17 protein-coding genes are annotated in these 21,952 nt (G+C 35.6%); 2 read left to right on the top strand and 15 right to left on the bottom strand.

Features of this window, described 5'->3' with window-relative positions; translation table 11 throughout:
* Positions 1-5: 5 nt before the first annotated feature.
* The 10 genes from GXX20_08175 to GXX20_08130 form a co-directional block, all read right to left on the bottom strand.
* Positions 6-1,163, bottom strand: coding sequence for an anion transporter (locus GXX20_08175; protein ID HHW31633.1), 1,158 nt, complete (start codon positions 1,161-1,163; stop codon positions 6-8).
* 274 nt (positions 1,164-1,437) lie between these two features.
* Positions 1,438-2,349 carry a helix-turn-helix transcriptional regulator gene (locus GXX20_08170; GenBank protein HHW31632.1) on the bottom strand — a complete coding sequence of 304 codons (912 nt, stop codon included), beginning with the start codon at positions 2,347-2,349 and terminating at the stop codon, positions 1,438-1,440.
* A gap of 188 nt (positions 2,350-2,537) precedes the next feature.
* Positions 2,538-2,885: a DUF1667 domain-containing protein gene (locus GXX20_08165; protein ID HHW31631.1), complete on the bottom strand. Its 348-nt coding sequence runs from the start codon at positions 2,883-2,885 to the stop codon at positions 2,538-2,540.
* 2 nt (positions 2,886-2,887) lie between these two features.
* Positions 2,888-4,288 carry an FAD-dependent oxidoreductase gene (locus tag GXX20_08160; protein ID HHW31630.1) on the bottom strand — a complete coding sequence of 467 codons (1,401 nt, stop codon included), beginning with the start codon at positions 4,286-4,288 and terminating at the stop codon, positions 2,888-2,890.
* Positions 4,281-5,729 carry an NAD(P)/FAD-dependent oxidoreductase gene (locus tag GXX20_08155; protein HHW31629.1) on the bottom strand — a complete coding sequence of 483 codons (1,449 nt, stop codon included), beginning with the start codon at positions 5,727-5,729 and terminating at the stop codon, positions 4,281-4,283. The genes GXX20_08160 and GXX20_08155 overlap by 8 nt, the downstream gene beginning before the upstream one ends.
* Before the next feature lie 158 nt (positions 5,730-5,887).
* Positions 5,888-7,228: a hypothetical protein gene (locus tag GXX20_08150; GenBank protein HHW31628.1), complete on the bottom strand. Its 1,341-nt coding sequence runs from the start codon at positions 7,226-7,228 to the stop codon at positions 5,888-5,890.
* Between the two features lie 292 nt (positions 7,229-7,520).
* A complete protein-coding gene (locus tag GXX20_08145) occupies positions 7,521-8,090 on the bottom strand; it encodes a glycerol-3-phosphate responsive antiterminator (protein ID HHW31627.1) in 570 nt (189 codons plus the stop codon).
* A gap of 53 nt (positions 8,091-8,143) precedes the next feature.
* On the bottom strand, positions 8,144-10,015 hold the full coding sequence (locus GXX20_08140) for an AMP-binding protein (GenBank protein ID HHW31626.1): 1,872 nt from the start codon (positions 10,013-10,015) through the stop codon (positions 8,144-8,146).
* 298 nt (positions 10,016-10,313) lie between these two features.
* The gene (locus tag GXX20_08135) at positions 10,314-10,505 is read right to left on the bottom strand and encodes a cytochrome C551 (GenBank protein HHW31625.1); all 192 of its coding nucleotides are present in this window, start codon (positions 10,503-10,505) and stop codon (positions 10,314-10,316) included.
* A gap of 240 nt (positions 10,506-10,745) precedes the next feature.
* Positions 10,746-12,599 carry an AMP-binding protein gene (locus tag GXX20_08130; GenBank protein HHW31624.1) on the bottom strand — a complete coding sequence of 618 codons (1,854 nt, stop codon included), beginning with the start codon at positions 12,597-12,599 and terminating at the stop codon, positions 10,746-10,748.
* 213 nt (positions 12,600-12,812) lie between these two features.
* On the opposite strand from GXX20_08130, the gene GXX20_08125 reads away from it, so the two are divergent.
* Positions 12,813-14,093 (top strand): LysM peptidoglycan-binding domain-containing protein, encoded by a 1,281-nt coding sequence (locus tag GXX20_08125; protein ID HHW31623.1) that lies wholly within the window; start codon positions 12,813-12,815, stop codon positions 14,091-14,093.
* A gap of 197 nt (positions 14,094-14,290) precedes the next feature.
* Here GXX20_08125 and GXX20_08120 read toward each other — a convergent pair whose 3' ends face one another.
* The gene (locus tag GXX20_08120; GenBank protein HHW31622.1) at positions 14,291-14,707 is read right to left on the bottom strand and encodes a hypothetical protein; all 417 of its coding nucleotides are present in this window, start codon (positions 14,705-14,707) and stop codon (positions 14,291-14,293) included.
* Between the two features lie 322 nt (positions 14,708-15,029).
* Between GXX20_08120 and GXX20_08115 the strand changes: the two genes are divergently transcribed.
* Positions 15,030-16,202 carry an NADP-dependent malic enzyme gene (locus tag GXX20_08115; protein ID HHW31621.1) on the top strand — a complete coding sequence of 391 codons (1,173 nt, stop codon included), beginning with the start codon at positions 15,030-15,032 and terminating at the stop codon, positions 16,200-16,202.
* A 178-nt stretch (positions 16,203-16,380) separates the two neighbouring features.
* On the opposite strand, the gene GXX20_08110 is transcribed toward GXX20_08115, so the two are convergent.
* The 4 genes from GXX20_08110 to GXX20_08095 all read right to left on the bottom strand — a co-directional run bounded on the left by GXX20_08110 (position 16,381) and on the right by GXX20_08095 (position 21,855).
* On the bottom strand, positions 16,381-17,193 hold the full coding sequence (locus tag GXX20_08110; GenBank protein ID HHW31620.1) for a hypothetical protein: 813 nt from the start codon (positions 17,191-17,193) through the stop codon (positions 16,381-16,383).
* 64 nt (positions 17,194-17,257) lie between these two features.
* Positions 17,258-19,393 carry an ATP-dependent RecD-like DNA helicase gene (locus GXX20_08105; GenBank protein HHW31619.1) on the bottom strand — a complete coding sequence of 712 codons (2,136 nt, stop codon included), beginning with the start codon at positions 19,391-19,393 and terminating at the stop codon, positions 17,258-17,260.
* Between the two features lie 6 nt (positions 19,394-19,399).
* Positions 19,400-21,178 carry a hypothetical protein gene (locus GXX20_08100; protein ID HHW31618.1) on the bottom strand — a complete coding sequence of 593 codons (1,779 nt, stop codon included), beginning with the start codon at positions 21,176-21,178 and terminating at the stop codon, positions 19,400-19,402.
* A 119-nt stretch (positions 21,179-21,297) separates the two neighbouring features.
* Positions 21,298-21,855 carry a hypothetical protein gene (locus tag GXX20_08095; GenBank protein ID HHW31617.1) on the bottom strand — a complete coding sequence of 186 codons (558 nt, stop codon included), beginning with the start codon at positions 21,853-21,855 and terminating at the stop codon, positions 21,298-21,300.
* Between the last annotated feature and the right edge of the window lie 97 nt (positions 21,856-21,952).

Genomic DNA, 21,952 nt, shown 5'->3' with positions numbered 1-21,952 from the left:
TGTACTTACCTTCGAATTATAGCAAAGTAGTTAATAAAGGTAAATAAAGCTAAACTTACAATATTGTATATACTAAATTTAATTATGTATTCCCTGCTGCATTCCGGATTTTCTTTTATAAATAGCTTATAAGATATTACACTTGCAAGGGAAGCAATGATTGTCCCCATTCCGCCTATATTCACTCCAAGGAGTAATTCCCTCCAATAAGAAGAAAATTTTGAAAGGAAAACCGCACATGGGACATTACTGATAACCTGGCTCAGTATTATAGAAGAAAAGTATGTTGACTCAAAACTGTTAAGGTTAGTCTTCATGAAGTCAGTTACAGCAGGTATACTTGATATATTTCCGATAAAAATAAAAAAGCAGACAAATGTTATCAGCAGAGGATAATCTACTTTTAAGAATAGCTTTTTGTTCACAAAAAATGTTACTGTTACAGTAAGCAACAAAACCAAAATGTAGTTTACTGCTTCAAAAACAGACAGTATTACAACTCCAAACAGTACCGCCCATAAGCAAATCTTATTGTTATCCTTGGTTTTTATGGGACTAAGGGATAATTCCAAGCTTAGTCTGGCATTTTTAAAATTTAATAAGCATAGCCATATTAACCCAAGTACAGCAAATAAAATTATAGAAGCAAAAAATTGAGAGGCAGTAAGATTATAATAAGAAAAAATATACAAATTTTGAGGATTGCCTATGGGTGTTAAACTGCTTCCTATGTTAGCAGCCAGGGTTTGCAAAACTACAGTTAACAGCACATTCATGCCAGATTTTCTGCTAATAATAAGAGTCAGGGGTACCAGTGTAATTAGTGATATATCATTAGTAATAACCATTGAAGAGAAAAAACTTAATAAAATCATTACCAAAGATACTTTCCGGCTGTCTGTACATCTGTTTATTATACTGACTGCAAATTTATCCAGTAGCTGTAGTTCCTCAAAAGCCTTCACTACTATCATAAGATTAAACAAGCATGCCAGGACTTTAAAATCTATATATTCAATTTTGGGAGAAGCCCAAAAACAGCTTAATAAAGCCAGTATCAAAGATATTAAAAATACAGGATCATTTATAAAAAGTTTGGTAATAAACTGAGCGTGCGCTGTGTTATTACTTGTTTTCAAAAAAAGCTGCCGTGTATGTGCCATAGTTCTTATCCTATAATGTTTGTTAGTTTAAGCAACGTCATATATACGCTATAATTGTTAATATTACTACAAATTTGGCACATGGAAAAGATTTATATTTTCTACTTTAATCGAAAATATTGAAATTATCGTTCGAGTATTTATCCACTCTAAAAGAGTCAATATTATATTGAATATTTTATATTTATTAATATTGAGCATCTTATTTTATTTGCTTTTAAAGAGATAAAAAAAGAGGCCGTTAGGTTCCAGCCTCTGTTCTATAACGTTCCTTCTATTTTTTATTTATCTCCCTGACAGGCCTTGCTTCGATGTATCCTCTGTACCCCAAAGGCTCAAGTTGAATCCTGGGCGCATCTTCATCTGCCCATTGATAACCATAAATCTCAGGATTATAATTATTCATCACTTCCCATAGTTCACTTATTGCTTCTTGAAAATTCTCATCTTCATATGGCTGTCCTTGAAAAACCATCATTTTACACGGCTGCAATTCAATTACATCAAATCCGTCCGGTATCTCTCCCGAATAATCCAAAGATACCTCAACACCCTGGGCATATGTTGATGTACCGGGTTTTCGCATGTTTTCAGGAAGCCACATTCCAAAAGGTTCATAAATAGCCTCTTTTATGTTTGTCAGTACATCCCACACGTCACAACCTACTTCTTCACAATATTCAAAATAATGAGTAGCATTAATCCCTCGTTTAAGGATTAATTTTCTTGCAGGTCTTTCAATTACCTGCACAAAGACAGTTTTTGGGATAGCATCTTTTGTCATCTTAATCTCTCCTTTTTGAAGTTTAAGGTAATAATCTCGGACACGTACGGGCATGAAAAGCTTAATGGGAGGAGCATTTTTACTATATACACGGGGCGTTACACCAAACTGCCTGGAAAATGCTCTTGTGAAACCTTCATGTGAGTCGAAGTCAAAATCCAAAGCCACATCAATTATTCTTTTGCCTGTATTCTGAAGTTTCTCAGCAGCCTTTGACAACCTAAGGGCTCTGATGTATTCAAACGGAGTCTTCCCTGTTAGTTCCCTAAAGATTCTTATACAGTGCCATGGTGAATATTTTGCTACATTAGCCAGCATCTGAAGAGATATATGATCCGTTATATGCTCCTCAATATAATCCTGCATACGTTGCACCGCACTTATCTTTTCCCAGTGTTCCACTTAATTACCTCCAAAAAAAGGATATTACAAACAAATATAAAATTCTTGACTTATATTGCTCATAATATCCTTCAACACATTTCCAAATTACCATAAAATTGTAATTATCATATTTTCTTTGAAATTATTTTATCATAAGATAATCTATGATTATATAACATCATGATAATTTATCCTTTTTCTTTTCTCTAATCTATATCCCTTGTAGTAATAAAATTAGCGCCTGTTCCCAAAATATCCTGAACTACTTTTTCTCCTGCATGAACCGGAGCTGCTATAATTATCCCATCAAGCAGTTTCATGGCATCGAAAATCAAACTCTTGGGTATTGGTCTGTCTGTTTTAACCGGGCAGCGACGTTGCTTTCCGCCTGAGACCCTAATTGTGGAAGTAATGGTTCTGGTTGGATTAGTAAGTTCGATTTTACCGTATTCCTCTCCACGTATGCAGGAATTTCCTCTCACTTCATAATTATTATTTTCATCTACCTGAAGATGACATCCTTTAGGACAAACAATACAAATCAGATGCTTCATATTCATTTCTCCTCTACCATAATTGTAATACTATCATCTTTAACTTTTTCTAACAGTTTAAGAGGCAGAATAATACGCTCCATTTCGCCGGGGGCCATGCGTTCCCGTGAATATTTTGCAATTAATGTGTTCTCAGAACGTAACTGAATAGTGCTTTCACCAAACACCTTATTAACACGGAAAAATATTTCCACATTCTTTTCGATATTGCCTTGCCGCAATTTTTGAGGAACAGTGTATGAAATACCTCTTCCATTTAAAATCCGGATTTCTTGCTTATAAATTTTCTCAGTAAACTTATCATCCTTTATTTCTTGTGCATCTTGTCCATTATTTATGTTAAGACTAGATGAATTTAGGCTGCCTTCTTTCTCCTGTTTAAGCTGAATTATTGATTTATCCTCTTTTTCCTGTCCCTTCATATCACAGCTTAAAACATAGCTCGCAGCAGCTCTGCCTGCCTTCTGGCTTTCAGCTGTCACATAATCTACCAAATCGTGTACATGTACTACATTCCCGCATGCAAATATTCCTGGAACAGAGGTTTCCATATTTTCAAAAACTACAGTGCCTCCTGTACGGCTATCGATTTCAATACCTGCACTTTTACTAAGTTCATTTTCAGGAATAAGTCCTACTGATAAAAGAATGGTATCACAATCAAAATATTTCTCAGTTCCTGGTATAGGCCGTCTGTTTTCATCTACTTTTGATATAGTTACTCCTTCTACTCGTTTTTTACCCTTAATGTTAGTAATAGTATGGGATAAATAAAGCGGAATATCATAATCATGCAAACACTGAACAATATTCCGGTTCAATCCTCCCGAGTAAGGCATGATTTCTACACAGGCAAGTACTTTTGCTCCTTCAAGAGTCATCCTTCTTGCCATGATAAGTCCTATATCGCCTGAACCAAGTATAATTACGCGTTTACCAACCATGTATCCTTCTATATTTACATACCTCTGGGCAGTACCTGCTGTAAATATTCCCGAGGGGCGGTCTCCGGGTATGCCTATTGCGCCCCTGGTGCGTTCCCGGCATCCCATAGCCAAAATAATTGACTTGGCTTTTAATATTTGATATCCCTCTTTACAGTTTACTGCGTGTATCTCCTTTTGCTTTGTAATTTCAAGTACCATTGTATCAAGCTTCACTTCTATGCTTGAATCCTTTAGCATGGATATAAACCTTCCAGCATATTCAGGACCTGTAAGTTCTTCTTTAAAGTAATGTAATCCAAAACCATTGTGGATACATTGATTGAGTATACCTCCTAAATATTGATCGCGCTCAATTATAAGAATACGTTTCAAGCCTGCTTTGTGTGCTTCTATAGCTGCTGCCAGGCCGGCAGGACCTCCTCCTATTACTATAAGATCATATACTTGTTCACTCATTGCATCCACCTCCTGTTTTTGTTTCACCTGTAAGTATGTATGTACCTTCTTTATCCAAAAGTACTTTCTCCGGCTGCAGCTTCAGTTCACGTGCAATTATCTCCAGCACCCTGGGACCGCAAAATCCCCCCTGGCAGCGGCCCATTCCCGCATTTGCTCGGCGTTTTACACCATCCAGTGACCTGGGTGGTATAGGAGAGTGCAGTGCATCTACAATCTCACCTTCAGTAATAGTTTCACACCGGCATATTACCCTGCCATATAAAGGGTTTTCTTCGATAAGTAATCTTTTTTCTTCAATTGGAAGTTGATTAAACCTGATCTGATGTCTGGTGTCTATAAAATCTTCCTTTTTTACAAAATTCAGTCCGGATGTCTGCAATAGTTCAACCGCCATTCTGGCAATTGCAGGAGCCGCAGTAAGGCCGGGGGACTTAATACCTGCGAGATTAATAAATCCTTTTGCTGTTTTAGATTCTGCAATAATGAAATCATCAATATCTGATGTCGCTCTCACACCTGCAAAATTTCTGATTGCCTGGCGGAAATTAATTGATGGAACTGATTTAAGAGCCATTTCTGCCACAAAAGACAGACCATGACTACTGGTAGACACATCTTCAGCATCAGAAATATTCTCAGCATTGGGACCTACTATAAGATTGCCGTGAACTGTAGGTGAAACTAAAACTCCTTTACCCATTTTACCCGGGCACTGAAATATAGTATGTGACACTCGTGTTCCCTCAGATTTATCAAGAAGGTAGTATTCTCCCTTAACAGGTTTAATTGAAAACTCAGGTTCTGCCACCATATTGTGTATTTTGTCTGCATGAACACCTGCTGCATTTAAAACATATCTTGCATGGAATTCTCCTGATTGTGTTGCGATTTTGTAACCATTTCCAATTTTCTCAATAGCATATACTCCACTATTTAAATACAAATCTACTCCATTTCTCACAGCTGTCTCTGCCATAGCCAGAGCATATTCCCATGGAGTGACAATTGCACCGGTAGGTGAATATAGTGCCCCGAGTATATCAGGACTTATATTCGGTTCCATTTTCTTTACCTGTTCTGCAGTCAACAATTCCAATCCTTGTACACCATTTCTTATTCCTTGATCATAAAGCTTTTTCAATATGGATAAGTCTTCCTGTGAAAAAGCAAGGACAAGTGATCCGATTTGCTTATAGGGGACATCCAGACGTCTACACAGTTCTTTTGCCAGTTTAGCCCCTTCAACATTTAATCGTGCCATTAAAGTACCTGGTTTTGTGTCATATCCCGAGTGGATAATTGCGCTATTTGCTTTTGTAGTTCCGCATGCAACATCATTCTCCTTTTCAAGGACTGCAACTGAACAATTGTATTTTGATAATTCATAAGCTGCAGCTGTTCCTACAATTCCACAACCTATAATTATTACATCATACATAATGTGCCTCCTTAAATATACATAAAATAAAAAAGCGAAACATAAACAACCATATGGTTGTAAAAGTTTCGCTCTCAAATCTCACTGAAACAATCAACTATATTTACTTTTGTAAGTATTTAAACTAAATTATATATCTATTATAGCATAAAAAATGTTTAAAGCAATAAATTTAGCTTTACGTTAAAATATCGGAATTCATATTCCGGGGTCCCATAAAAAGCGTCATATAACCGCGCTGTTTGCCCTTTTAATTTCTTAAGTATGTTTGCAGCCTCCTCATATCCTTCTATATACAACCTCATGAATTCTCCTTCCAGGAAACAAAGCTCGTCATGCAGCGGAAACACTTCCCTGAACAAAAACTGTGCATATTTGACAAGTCTGAAAGGCCCGTATGCCCTTTTAGGCTCTCCTTCAATTGCCTCCACTGCAACACTGTACAGATTCTTTATACTATTAATCAAATCATCTTTTTCATTTTTTGATGAAAACACAATTGTATAGTGCCATCCGAAAGAATACACTCCTTCTCTGGAGCTATGAGCATCGCTAACCCCTACAATAGGTATTTTCCTGCCCTTTGCCCTTTCTTCATTGTAGCGCGCAACCTGAAGGGTATTTGAGTCCACATCTGGTTTATTATAGCCCCCAATGACTTCGTTAGCATCATAGGGCTGGTGTTCATACATATATGTGATTACTGAATCTGATATATAGTATCCGGTATTTATTTGCCAGTATGGATGACAAAATATGCCAAGCCCATTTCCTTCACGTATTTTATTAAAACACCATATACATGAAGCACACTGGTAGATTGCGTCAGGATCCGAAACATTTTTGATTGTATTCTCTATTTCCTTAACCTCATTAAAGTATTTATCCTTATCATTTTTAATCAAATCATAAACACTAAAGTTTCCACCAAAATTAACCATATGAACAGGATTACCAGGAGGATGTATCTCCTCTCCGCGGCAGATTAACAAATCGTGTTCTACATCTTCGAAAACATCCTGGGCTTCTATTGATGGTTGATAGTTATTGTGATCAGTAATAGCCATAAAATCCATTCCTATTCTCCTGCAGGAGGCTGCGATAAACCCGGGAGATTCTCTTCCGTCAGAATAATAACTATGCATATGAAGATCTCCCTTATATGGCTTTCTGTCAAAAAGATCCTTTTCTAAAGAATATATTCGAAATTCATATAATCTTGATTTTTCCCCTAGAGTTTCCTTTAATCTCAAAACATGCTCCTGCTCGCCTTTAAAAAACTGCTTAAAGATGATAACTCCATTTTCGGGCTTAACTTTTTGAATCTCCTGATATTTGTATTCTCCTGTTTGAGAATATCTTTCCAAAGGATAATAGTTTATCTCATACTCGGCTTCTTCCTTAAACCTTACATGTAATGCTCTAATACTAATGGTGGCTTCAGTATCTGCAAGCACTATCTTCGGTCTTAGCTCAAAATATCTGTTTTCAGGACCCATTCTCATTTTCCTCCAAGATGCATTCAAAATATCCTCTACGAAACAATCTAAAAGTATTACTATTTATGTTCCATATGGACAATAATTTTTTGCCGTCTCATACATAGCTATAATGTTCTCTATAGGAGTATCAGGTTGAATTCTATGAGATGGGCTAAAGAAATATCCTCCACTGAATTTTTCTTTTAACATAAGCATCAGCAAGAAATCTCCCATCTACAAAGGATGGGAGATTTCTTGCTAAATATTTGCTGTAAGCAACTGATTCCTGGAGTTGTTTGTATAATATACTCTACAAAAACCAAACCTTAGAGTTGGTGGTAGATACTGCTGTTGCACCTGCTGAAAGAGCACTGATAATATCCTCTTTCTCAGTAATTAATCCTCCGGCGATGACAGGTACCTTGCTAATCCTTACAACTTTGCTTATTACATTTGGCATTACACCAGGCAGTATTTCAATAAGGTCTGCATCTTCATAGGAAGCATGTTTTGAAAGGTTTGAAAAAGCTAATGAATCAATCAGGAAAAATCTTTGTATAGTAATTAATCCTTTACTTTTTGCATATCGGATTAAATTATTTTTTGTAGATATTATGCCATCAGCTTTAGTATATTTGACTATAAAATCCACAGCTACATCCTTGGAAGAAAGCCCTTCTATCAAATCAATGTGTACAATTGCATATTTACCTGAGTTTTTAACCTTAGTTACAATATCAGAAATACTGCAAATATCGCCGAATAAAATAAAAACCATGTTGCTTTCTGACTCGATACATCTTTCCAAACCCTGGTAATCCTTTATTGCCGGTATAACCGGCGACTCTGCCAGGATTTTTTCCTGCAAATTTCTATCCACTTTTCCCACCTTCTATCCTATAACCAGCCTGCAATTATTCATCCGGAATTAGGTTAATTATTTGTTTCAACAGCACTTTTATTTTGATTAATTAAAGTATCTATAACTCTGCCCGATGCCTTCCTCATCTCCAGACCTGTCTTTTCCAGTATTGTCCTTATTTTTTCATACTCCACAGACCTTTTTATTTTCAATGTTGTTGTCTTTACAAGATCTTCAAAAGTAATTACGAAGTAACGTATAATCTTATACTGAGGCATGGTCTTGTTAATTTCCCTGATAGCGGCATCATAATGAAGAGCCAGTTCCTCCTCTGAGGGTATATGTCCTGTTTCCTGCTGCAGTTTTTCTTTATCTATTACCAATTTGGCACATACTTGAACTTCACCATTGGAAGATTGGTTACCCCAGACAAAAGACTCTTTTACAGCCGGCAGATTCTTCAACAGCTCTTCATATTCCTCAGGAAATGCCTTTTTACCATTTGACAATACTATCATAGACTTAACTCTGCCTGTTATTTTCATTGTTCCACTTTCGTCAATAATTCCTACATCCCCTGTCCTAAACCAGCCATCTTTATCAATAACTTCAGCAGTTGCTTCAGGGTTTTCGTAATAGCCCAGCATTACACTCTCTCCGCGGGTAATTATTTCACCTGCTCCATTTTCATCAGGAGAATCAATTGCAACTTCCACTCCTGCTATAGGATAACCTACAGTACCTGGTTTGTTTACAAAGTCATTGTTCCCTGAAACAAGAGGGGATGTTTCCGTAAGCCCATATCCTTCTAATATTCTTAAACCAAATTTATCAAAACCTTTGATAATCTCTGGGTTAAGTGGAGCTGCGCCACAGATACCAAGCCTTAATTTTGGTCCCAGCTGGTCGAAAATGCTTTTAAACAGCTTTCTTCTCAAGTCAATTTTCACAAACCGCAATGCCTCTGACACCTTAATAAGGGCATTCACAAGCTTTTCTTTCCCGGATTTTTTTATTCCATCGTTCAACCTCTTATATATCGCTTCAAAAATCGCCGGAACAGCAATTAATATAGTTACTCCAAATTCTTTAATATTCTGGGCAATATGTTTTATTCCCTGGCAGTAGGCTATACAGACTCCACGGTAGATCATATGTGACATTCCCAATGTATTTTCATAGGTATGATGAAGCGGTAAAAGAGAAAGGTGCACATCTCCAATTCCCGCATATACTGAAGCAGCTACTCCTGCAATATTGCTTGTTATATTTGCATGAGACAACATAACTCCTTTGGAGGTGCTCGTTGTACCAGAAGTGAACAACAGCATGGACATTTTGTTTCTGTCAATGGGAGCCTCAACAAATGATTTATCTCCTGACTGAAGTAAAGATTTCCCTTCTTCCATCAATGTGCCTAAAGAAACAAACCTTTTATCAGCATTACCAGCAACAGAGTAATCATCCATACATATAAAGTATCTTATTGTATTGTTTACTTTTGCAATTTCTATCATCATGGGATGGAAATCACCGCTATAAAAAATACCCTCAATCTTTCCTCTATCAATAAGATTTCGGACTTCATTGGAAGGAAGGTTTCTGTCTAATGGAACCACCACTCCGGTTCCGTTTACTACAGAATAATAGCATACAGCCCATTCATACCTGTTTTCACTTATTATTGCTATATGAGAATCTTTAAGTCCCCGTGATATTAAAGCTGTACCTAATGCATCTATATCTTCATCAAACTCTTTATAAGTTTTAGTTACAATCTTATTATCCTTATTCTTAAACTTAAATCCTACAGCGTCTCCATACTTTTTTGCACTGGATTTTACTACTTCTTTAAGGTCTCTTATGTTCTTTTTGCCATAATAACCTAAGCCTTTTATTATTCTTCTTCCGTTTTCAATTGAAATACTTATACCTCTTACCAAATTAAACCAACCTTTCTACCTATAAAACTCTAATTTAATACCTAATGGCAATTTTTTCATATTTTCAGTTATATACCCATAAACAGATAATAATAAACAAAATTATTACTTGGTACTATTATCTTATAATAATTTTATTATGTTATATCATACCTTAAACTCGATAAATATTGAAGAGATTTTTAAAAATTTTTTGAAAATTTTTTACACTAAAATTATATGAAATTCATATTAAAACCTCATGATCAATAACTAGTACAATATAAAAAAGAGAGGTTTTACCCTCTCTTTTGCTCCATTACCATCTATTGCCATAACTTTTGCTTCTGTTACTGTTAAAGCTATTTCTTTGCTGTTTTCTTGCCCTCCTGCACTCAGGACATCTTTGAGGATCATTCTCAAAACCTTTTTCCCTGTAAAAAGCCTGTTCACCTTCTGTGAATATAAACTCACTATTACAATCCTTGCATATAATTTTCTTATCAGCCATTCTATATACCTCCTTAAATATATTTGGAATTAATTCTTCTTGACACTTTGCTCCATTTATTTAAGGAGGCATTGTCTGAAAATTAATCCAATGCTAATACTGAGTACTTAGCTAAGATATTATAACACAAATATAACAGTAATACAATAAATATTTTCAAATTTAATAAAAAATATTCCTAATATTTCAATAAAATTCCTGATGTTATTTATATTACTTCATATTTTATTTCTCATGGTCTTACTGCGTATCACCGCATAGTTTTTCTATTACTTTGCCTGAAGCCTTTCTGATTTCCAATCCTGCTTTCTCCAACATTGCTTTTACTTTTTCCTGCTCAACAGACCTCTTGGTTTTAAGAGTAGTTGTTTTCACAAGTTCTTCATAAGTGATTAAGAAATAACGTATTATTTTGTATTGGGGTATTCTCTTGTTAATTTCCTTGATAGCAGCTTCATATTCTCTGGCCATCTCTTCCTCTGAGGGCATATACCCTTTATCAAGTACCATTCTTTCTTTATCAACTACCAATTTTGCACATACCTGTATATCTCCATCAGGTGCTTTGTTTCCCCAAACAAAAGATTCCTTGACTCCTGGAAGTTTATTAAGCAATATTTCATATTCCTCAGGAAATGCTTTTTTCCCATTAGTCAGAACTATCATGGATTTAATACGGCCGGTAATCTTAATAAATCCGTCCTTGTCAATAAATCCTACATCACCTGTCCTTAACCATCCGTCTTTATCAATGGCTTCTTGCGTAGCAATCGGCTCTTCGTAATAACCTAACATTACATTATCCCCACGGACTATAATTTCTCCAATTCCATTTTCATCAGGATTATCTATAGCGACTTCAATTCCTCCCATTGGATATCCTATGGTTCCGGGGCGGTTAACAAAGTCATTATTTGTTGCAACAATAGGAGAAGCTTCTGTAAGGCCATATCCTTCCATAAGATTGTATCCTAATGCATTAAAACCTTTTATAACTTTGGGATCTATAGGAGCGGCACCGCTTACTCCAAGTCTTAATTTAGGGCCAAGTTTATCGAATATTGGCTTAAAAATTTTTCTTCTTATATCAATTCCAAAAAATCTAAGTGTTTCCGATATTACTAACAATACTTTTATCAGACCTGCTTTTCCTGATTTTTTAATTCCTTCATTAAGCTTTTTGTATATTGCTTCAAATATTGCAGGAACCCCTATTAGTATAGTTACTCCAAATTCTAATATATTCTGGGCTATATATCTTATCCCTTCACAATAGGCTATACAAGTGCCAAAATTTATCATGGCCAGCATGCCCACAGTGTTTTCATAGGTATGATGAAGTGGCAGAATCGAAAGAAAAACATCATTTTGATCCGCATGAATAACAGTTGTTACACTTGTTACATTGCTGGCAACATTAGCATGGGACAGCATAACTCCTTTTGATATGCTTGTTGTACCTGACGTGAAAAAAAGCAGAGACATCTTGTTTCTGTCAATTTCAGCATCAACAAAGTTCCTGTCCCCTGATTCAAGTAGAGTTTTTCCTTTTTCTTTAAGAGTATTTAAGGTAACGAACTTTGAATCATTATTATTTATATCTGGTATTTCATCCATACAAATAAAATATTTTACTCTGCTATTTACCTGAGCAATTTCTATCATCATAGAGTGGAAAGTTCTGCTGTAAAAAATAGCTTCAATCTTCCCACGTTCAATTAGATTCTCTACTTCATTTTTGGGAAGATTTTTATCAAGCGGTACAACTACACCGGTACCGTTAACTACAGAAAAATAGCAAACAGCCCATTCATACCTGTTTTCACCTATGATTGCTATATGTTTCTCTTTCAGTCCTAAAGAAATCAAAGCTGTACCTAGGGTATCCACATCCTGATCGAACTCATTATAAGTTTTTCCTACTATTCTGCCATTACTATCCTTAAATTTAAAACCAACAGAATTACCATATTTTTTTGCGCTCTTTTTTACAAGTTCTTTAAGGTCTTTTACTCCTGAAGCCTCATAGTATCCTAATCCCTTAACTATTTTTCTTCCGTCCTGATAATAAATGCTTATACCCTTATCCAATATAATCTCCTCCTACTCTGAGTAAGATATAATAAATAAAAATAATACCTGGTATTATTACCTTATAATAATTACAGAAATATTATACCTTATTATTGAAAAATATTGAAGAACTTTTTTTGCTCTTCACAAATAACCCAAATACAGACTGAGGAAGGTAACTATTTATTGTCAACCTGAATATAATAAACTAAAGAGAATAGGAGTGTGATTTCCTTGAGAATTCATGTAGTTAGGCCAGGAGATAGTATATATTCTATTTCGAGAATGTATGGAGTATCTGCCCAAAAGATTATTTCTGATAATGAATTGCAGAATCCTGACAGGCTTGTAGTAGGGCAAACCATTGTTATACTAAATGGTGATATGAATTACACTGTCATGCCAGGTGATTCATTATACTCTATTTCCAGAAGATTTGGCGTCAGCATGAATGCAATTTTGTCTGCTAATCCTAATATTACTAATCCCGCTCAGATATATGTAGGCCAGGTTATTATTATTCCTGCAACAAATATTAAGTTTGGTCCTATTGAAGTAAATGGTTATGCTTATCCGGGAACTGACCGGGAGGTACTCAGAAAAACACTGCCTTATCTGACTTATCTAAGTATTTTCAGCTATTCGGTTCGTGAAGATGGAAGCCTCTCAACAATTCCTGATCAACCTTTGATAGATGCCGCAAGAGCAGCAGGTACCGCGCCGTTGATGGTTATAACCAATACTGAAGAAGGTGCTGGATTCAACAGTGATATTGCTCATTCTGTACTTACTAATGCCACTGCTCAGGATAATCTGGTAAACAATATACTTACAACTCTAAGAAACAAAAATTACTATGGCCTGGATATAGACTTTGAATATATATATCCCTATGACAGAGAAAGTTATAACAATTTTCTCAGAAGAATTGTAAATACCCTAAGGCCACTGGGGTATCAGATAACAACAGCTCTTGCCCCCAAAATATCAGCAAGCCAGCAAGGATTGCTATATGAGGCGCATGATTATCCTGTTCACGGTCTTCTGGTAGATCATGTAATACTTATGACATACGAATGGGGTTATACTTATGGTCCTCCCATGGCGGTAGCTCCAATTAACGAAGTAAGAAGAGTCCTTGAATACGCAGTTACCGAAATACCTAACGAAAAAATCTTTATGGGAATACCAAACTATGGATATGACTGGACTCTGCCTTTTACTCCGGGAACGGCTGCACAGGTAATCTCAAATGTTGGTGCTGTTGATCTTGCAGCAAGGGTAGGCGCCAATATACAGTATGATGCCATATCCCAGGCGCCATTCTTTTACTATTATGACAGCAACGGCAGGCAGCATGTAGTATGGTTTGAGGACGCAAACAGCATGCTTGCAAAATTTACACTGGCAAACAGATTTAGAGTTGGCGGTCTGAGTTACTGGACCATTGGCCGGTACTTCCCACAGAACTGGCTTGTGTTGAGCTCTGTATTTGATATAGTTAAAGTCTTATAAATTTTGTATTTAATTGTAATTAAAACCATATATTCCTGAAGTAGGCTTCATGCATACTTTAACCTCCTCAAATAAAGGCATGGCAGGAATAGCTCACTAAATCCGGGTAACAAAAAAACCGGCAGTACAGGCAAAATCAGTTTAGACATAAGATCTTCCCCGGAATCTTCCCAATGCTATTTCCCATGCCTGATATTTTATACCTTTATATAATTACTAAAGCTTCTGCCGACATTTTGGAAGCCCATGTTATTTAGAGATTCCAGAACTGCTTTACGTATTTTTTTAGATGTAATAATCCTGCTGCGGTTATTTCCGTTAACTGCAGAATTAACTATCATAGCAACCACATTGTTTATATCACTTTTTGTCAATGGCTGGTTTATTTCATCAGATGCATTGGCTATACTAATAAAAAGTTTTTCTTCATCAAAAACCTCAAGCCTGCCGTCATTTTTTAAAACATAGAAAACATTTGAGTTTTCCAAAAGCTTTTCTAATACGTCAATCCTAAGCCTTTCAAATAACTCTGCTGCTTCAGGAGCCTTAATATTTTTGCTTTTACAAATCTCAACAATAAAATTAACAAGCTGTTCATATACACTATTTTCCATATCTATAACCTCCTTGCTTCATAATTAGGTAAAAAAGCTTAAAATAATATACCTAATACACAGTTACTTGCGCTAAACGAAACTCATGTTATTAATAAATAACGCATATACCTTTATAAAGTTAGCACAACGAATTAAGTATAAGTTCCCCAACCTCTATATATTTATTTACCACAAAACGGCTGAGTATAATTAAAATGTTGTTATAAGCAAACAAAAATAATTTTGATCTGTTTCATACATAACTTGAATAAAACATGCCAAAATGATATATTTAGAAATAATTACATATGATTGGAGGAGTACATAAATGGATAAAAAGATGACTATTGCAGAAGAAAGTCTTCAGCTGCATTATAACGTTAAAGGTAAAATTCAAATAGTTCCTACTGTATCAGTAAAGGATAAGCATGATCTATCCTTGGCATACACCCCTGGAGTAGCTACTCCTTGTCTCGAAATACAAAAAGATATTAATAAATCTTATGAACTAACAAGACGTTGGAACATGGCTCTAGTGGTAACTGACGGTACTGCTGTTCTTGGTCTTGGAGACATCGGACCGGAGGCAGGAATGCCGGTTATGGAAGGAAAATGTGTTCTTTTTAAAACTTTCGGTAATGTAGATGCTTTCCCTCTTTGTATAAAATCCAAGGATGTAGATGAAATTGTCAATACTATAGTGTTAATTTCCGGAAGCTTTGGCGGAGTAAATCTTGAAGATATTTCAGCTCCCCGCTGCTTTGAAATTGAAAAGAAACTTAAGGAACGTTGTGATATTCCGATTTTCCACGATGATCAACATGGAACAGCTATTGTTACATTGGCAGCTTTAGTAAATGCTCTTAAGATTTGCGGTAAAAAGATTGATGAAATAAGTGTTGTATGTAACGGAGCAGGTGCAGCCGGTATTGCTATAGTCAAGCTTCTTATGGCTCTCGGCCTTAAGGATGTGGTTCTTTGCGACCGCAAAGGAGCTATATATGAAGGCCGTGAAGATTTAAATCCAATTAAAGCAGAAATGGCAGCTATATCTAATAGAATGATGAAGAAAGGTTCTCTTGGAGATGTAATTAAAGGTGCCGATGTATTTATTGGAGTATCCGGACCTGATACGCTAACAGAAGAAATGGTAAAGTCAATGAATAAAGACGCTATTGTTTTTGCCATGGCAAATCCTATACCTGAAATTATGCCTGATAAAGCTATTGCTGCCGGAGCTAAAGTAGTTGGTACAGGCAGAAGCGATTTTCCAAACCAGATTAACAATGTACTTGCCTTCCCAGGTGTTTTCCGTGGTGCATTTGATGTACGTGCTTCTGATATTAACGATGATATGAAGATTGCTGCAGCATATGCTATCGCAAATTTAATTGATGAAAAAGAATTGTCTCCTGAATATATCATCCCTGCTCCTTTTGATGAAAGAGTTGCACCCGCAGTTGCAAAAGCAGTGGCAGAAGCAGCAAGAAAGTCTGGAGTAGCAAGACTGTAAGCAATAACTTTATCAATATTTTTGTATACAAGAAAAGTTACGTTAACTAAAATTAGATATAACTCATTATGAAATTAAGTATGAATTAAATAAAATTAAGGATATATTCTAGAAATATATCCTTTATTTTATTTAAAACCATAAGATATTAATATAAACAACATAAGGCTTTCTTTGATTATGAAGGAGGCATTTGAGTGTTATCCGGGCTTGATTCATAATTATACAAAATAGTCTCACATGCCTTTTTTATGACAGGGTCTGTTCTCTCATTTTTCATCAACCAATCAAAATAACCCCTGTCATTTCTGTAAATTTCTCCCAAAGTGTCGCCTTTATGTTTTGTTCCGAAAGTAATTCTTATTGATTCTGCTTCCGCAGTATCCATTACTGGTATTTCTTCATCATCACGAACATATTCGGCCATATCCTCAAGATCCTGGGTAAAGACTTCCGACAGACTCGCTACTGTAAGTACCGCATCAATTTGAGCCCTTTTTTTAGCCATCTTCAGTACAGTATTAGCCAGAGTATATGGATCATCATTGATTATTTTGAATATTCTTCGTCCAAATCTGTCCGTTCTGGATATGAGGTCATCTTTATTCATATTTTCCGGAACATCATTCTCTCTAACCCATCTCCAACGATATCTTGATTCATAGGTATTACAATGGCCGACTCCCTCGGTAATCTTCTTCCCGTTTTTTGTTAAGAGGCATTTTACCGAGTAGCTGAAAAAACCTCTCCCGAAATCTTCTATTTTATCCAATAGTTCATATTCGGAAGTAAGCCCGAACATTAATAATATTTTCTCAGCACCAGGTTTTAGAAGTGTTGGCTTATTTGTTCCTGGAATAACTCCATAATCATGATCTTTTCTGAGAGTTTTCTGGACAATTGCCTGCATGGCATTTATTTTCTGCATAATTGCAGGAATATTTTGAATATCTATTGATTCAATTATTGACAACTGATTATTTTCTTCCATTATGTGACTTCCTCCTTCATTATTATTCTTTGTTGAATAAGGAAGTCCCATACTTGTAATAATTTCATTTTTCAGTAAGTCTGGCTGAAAGCCGGGTGTTCCGGCGCTGTATTTTATTATTTGAAACAGCAATAGCTACAGCTTTTTTTGAACCAATCAGAATAAATACTTTTTTCGCTCTTGTTACACAAGTGTATAATAGATTTCTTTGCAGCATTATATAATGCTGCATCGTAAAAGGCGCAATGACAATTTTATATTCGCTTCCCTGGCTCTTGTGTACAGTAGTAGCATAAGCTAGAACTATTTCATCGAGTTCAGTGACATCATAATTTACATTATTTTCATCAAAACGTATTACCAGTGTTTTGTCCTCCATATCAATTTCAACAATAGTACCTATATCTCCATTAAATACATTTTTATCATAATTATTCTTTATCTGCATTACTTTGTCATTAAGCCGGTATACTATACCTCCGTACTTTATGCAAACTTCTGTTGGATTTAAGGCTTCCTGCAGTACAATATTCATATTTTGTGCTCCTGCATCACCTTTTTGCATCGGACATAAAACCTGAATATCATTTATGGGATCTATTTTATAATATCCTGGCAGCCTTTTTGTGCAAAGGTCTTTTATGATTTCTGGTATTTTATCCGGTTCTTCCTCTTCAATAAAGAAAAAATCCTTGTTTTTCAAATTTTTTAGAATTGGCATTTGACCTTTGTTTATACGATGGGCATTGGTAATAATTGCACTTCCCATAGCCTGCCTGAAAATTCTTTCTAATCTTACAACATTCACTACTCCTGAATCTATAATATCTCTGAGAACATTACCTGCACCTACTGAAGGCAACTGATCAACATCTCCTATTAGTATTACTGCCGTATCATTTGTTACAGCTTTAAGCAGGTTATAAAACAGAATTATATCAACCATGGAGGTTTCATCAACGATAAGCACATCACAGTCCAGAGGGTTTTTCTCATTTATCTTATATCCTTCAGGAGGTTTATATTCCAGTAGACGGTGAATAGTTTTTGCTTCCATACCTGTAGTTTCTGACAACCTTTTTGCAGCCCTGCCGGTGGGAGCTGCCAGCAATACTCTTTTACCCAATTTTTGAAATATTTTGATGATAGCTAGTGTAGTAGTTGTTTTTCCTGTTCCGGGACCTCCTGTAAGCACCATAAACTTGGAATTGACAGCTGTTTTTATTGCCTGAAGTTGTATCTCATCATATTTTATACCATATTCCTTTTGAATTTGAGAAATTAACCGGTCTATATCAATATTTGATATTATAGCCTGAAACACCTGTATATCTTTAATTCTATTGCTAACACCAACCTCACTGTAATAGAAAGGCGGAAGATAAATTATATTATCCTTATCCAATATAACCAGTTTTTCTTCAATCAATCTGTTCAGAGTACTTTCAATTAATTCTTCTTCCAGTTCTAGAATTTTTTTGCACTCAGATATTAATTGCTCTCTTTCAGCATAACAGTGACCATCATTTGAAAACTCATTCAAGATATAAATAATTCCTGAACGGCACCTTTCATAGGAGTTTTTATCAAAGCCAAGCTGAAAGGCAATTTTATCAGCCGTTTTAAATCCTATGCCCCAAATATCATCAGCCAGTCGGTATGGATTGCTTTTTACCATATTGATACTCTGATTCCCATAAGTCTTATATATTTTCACGGCAAAAGCTGTTGAAACTCCGTTGCTCTGCAGAAACAGCATAACATTCTTTATTTCTTTCTGTTCTTTCCATGCTTTTTTTATCATCTCCAACCGCTTTTCCCCTATTCCTTCTACCTCTGTAAGACGGTCAGGTTCCTCATCAATAACTCTTATAGTATCCTCTTTAAAGTAACGAACAATTCTTTTGGCATATACAGGCCCTATCCCTTTTATAAGGCCGCTCCCCAGGTATTTTTCAATTCCTGCGATTGTGGCAGGTATCACTTCAGTATACTCAATAACATTAAACTGCCTGCCATATTTACTATCGTATTTCCATTCACCTTTAAGCTTAATTGTAGAGCCCACGTTGACAGCAGCAAGATTTCCCACTACTGTTACAAGATCTGAAAACCCCTTGGATTTTATCTTTATAACCGAAAATCCTGTTTCTTCATTTGAATATGTAATTCTTTCAACAACTCCGCTAAGATAATCCATAGGCTCTCACTTTTCTGTATAATTACCAAGAATTTGCTGCCACACATCCAGATATATTTCTATTGTACCATTTTCACCATAATTCGGTATATTGCCCAGGCGCCACAGAGATAGCCCCTTTATGCCAAACATTCTGGCAAGGTCTATTTTGGCTTGTACACTGCGTGAATCTTCATACCAAAGAACATTGTCAGTTTCATCCTGGCTGTCGTAAAAAGTAGCATATGGATTCCGGCTTAATTTCCCATAATTTATTACTGCACCTTTCAGGAGCCTTTGTCTGACTGCATCATAGCTTGGCTTATAAGGATATTGATTATCTACTTTTCCATTTTTAAGCTTCCATTGCACTGTATCAAAGGAAATTTGCAACCAAATTTTATCGAGGTCCTGAACACCTGTGTCCTTATCTGTAATAGCTCTCAAGGCAAAATATACTTCATCCAAAGGTGAAAGAGGAGTAAGCGTGTACCCATTATCCTTTTCTTTACTATTAAGGCTTTTGGCATAATAATCATGCGCCATTAATATGATCCTGTCTGCAATTTCTCCAATAGTCCTGTAGTCATAACCGTCATAAAATTCAAGTCCCGGCTTTCTGCGAGGATGTACTGCTACAAAGAGTTTTTTATTTGTCTTGTCAAGTTCCTTTTTTAATTCCTGAAGGAATATATTAAAAGACTTACTAAGCTCCTCTCCTTTCATGCTCTCAAAATCTATGACTACTCCATCAAAGGAAATCTTTTCATTTTCCACAATCACATCATTAACTTGTTCAATAATGGAATTCACCGCTTGTATACGCTGTTCGGAATTAAACAGTATGTATTCAAGCAGAGGAACCTTTTTTTCTTTATCAGGACTAATTAATGTACCATTATCTGCATATACCATCAACTGCGCTATTACATTACTTTCTTTAGCCTTTTTTATGGGCTCTGAAAAATCAATAGGAAAAGCAAATTCATTATTATTTTTCCTTGTTGTATTTAAAATAACCTGATCATTTTCCTGGTCATATTCCAAACGGCTCCAACCGAAACATACCGAATCAAGCTTTTCGATTAAATCCATCTGTCCAACCGATTGTATTGCATAAAAAGCATTTAATTCTTCAAAATACTGATGCATCTTATTGAACATTCGAATCATCATTGCCGCAGCTTCTTCTCTTGTGGCAGTATTACAGGGTTTGAACAGGTTATCCCCTACTCCGTTAATTATTCCAAAATCCTTTGCAATAGTAATATAACCTGTATTTTGTTCCACATCTTCAAAGGGTTTGCCCAAATAACCCATTTCCTTTGCAAGTGAATCATATCCCAATGTATTCACAATCATTACAGCCATTTCTTCACGGGTAATAGGCTCCTCCGGGCGGAATTTTTCTTCATTCCCGGATATTGCTCCGTTTTTCAGAGCTGTTTCTATATATGAGTAATACCACTTTGAGGTATCTGTGTTGTCAATGAAGCTCCCTTTTTCAGGATATATCAATTCCCATTGCATAAGTCTTACCAAATAGGTTACAAATTCACTTCTGGCAATGGTTAAACCTAATCCAAATTCATTATTGCCAATACCATTAGTAATTTTGAGTTCTCGAAGCCTGTGAATAACATCTTCAGCCCAATGTCCCTCAGGTACATCTATAAACCTGGCTTCCTGACTTTCAGTGGCATATACAGGAAATAAAACAAATATGTATACTATTACCAAAATAAAGCTTAAAATATTCTTTAGCTTTTTGAATACTGTTCTTTGATTACTTTTCTTATTTGTCATTTTGTTATTTGTCCCCCAGAAAAATAGATAAAAGCATATATTGTGCTTAATATTATAGCATTTTTACTAATTGATGTATATTTGTTTCGAAAAAATGGAAATGATGGATGATTGGTATTTTAAACTACATTGATTTGCTTTTTATGAGCAGATCTTTTCTTTAAGAACTTGGGAAGGCTCTTGCTGTACCTGTTTGCATAGCAGCTTGCCACAAATGAATTCGGTTTGATCTTTGCATCGATATCCAGGCCCTGAAAATATGATACCATTTCTCTTATGAGTTTTCTGCTTTCTCCGTTTGTTCCAACATCAATATGTGCCTCCAACTTACAGTCGAAATTCTTATATTTTTCCATAAATTTGCATAAAGAATCTACCAGCTCCTCATTTAGCTTATATACTACTTCATATGTTATTAATGTTTCTCTTGATATTTTCTCCTTAAGATTATTGTATTGTTTTTTCTCAAAATTTCTACTTATGCAGCACCAGGCTCCCTGTCCAATCCTGTGTATATGAATACCTGTAGCAAAGCATGTATATTCTCCGCAAACCTGAGAATCGGTTCCCACTGCTATCCGGTACTTGCTGTCGGGATTAGATTTAATAAAAAACTCAATGCTTTTTATTACATCTTTAAAATTCATATTTTTTTGAACAGAGTTAAAAAATTTCATTCTATCACCAGCTTTCTCTGTCAAGAACAAATGTATTAAACATTAATATTTTATCACTCATTATTATCATCGTAAAAATTCACTAATATACTTCATT

It is taken from the genome of Clostridiaceae bacterium, assembly GCA_012840395.1.
Classification (GTDB): Bacteria; Bacillota; Clostridia; order Acetivibrionales; family DULL01; genus DULL01.
The sequence above is the reverse complement of the archived record's forward strand: the minus strand, read 5'-3'. Positions and strand labels throughout refer to the sequence as shown.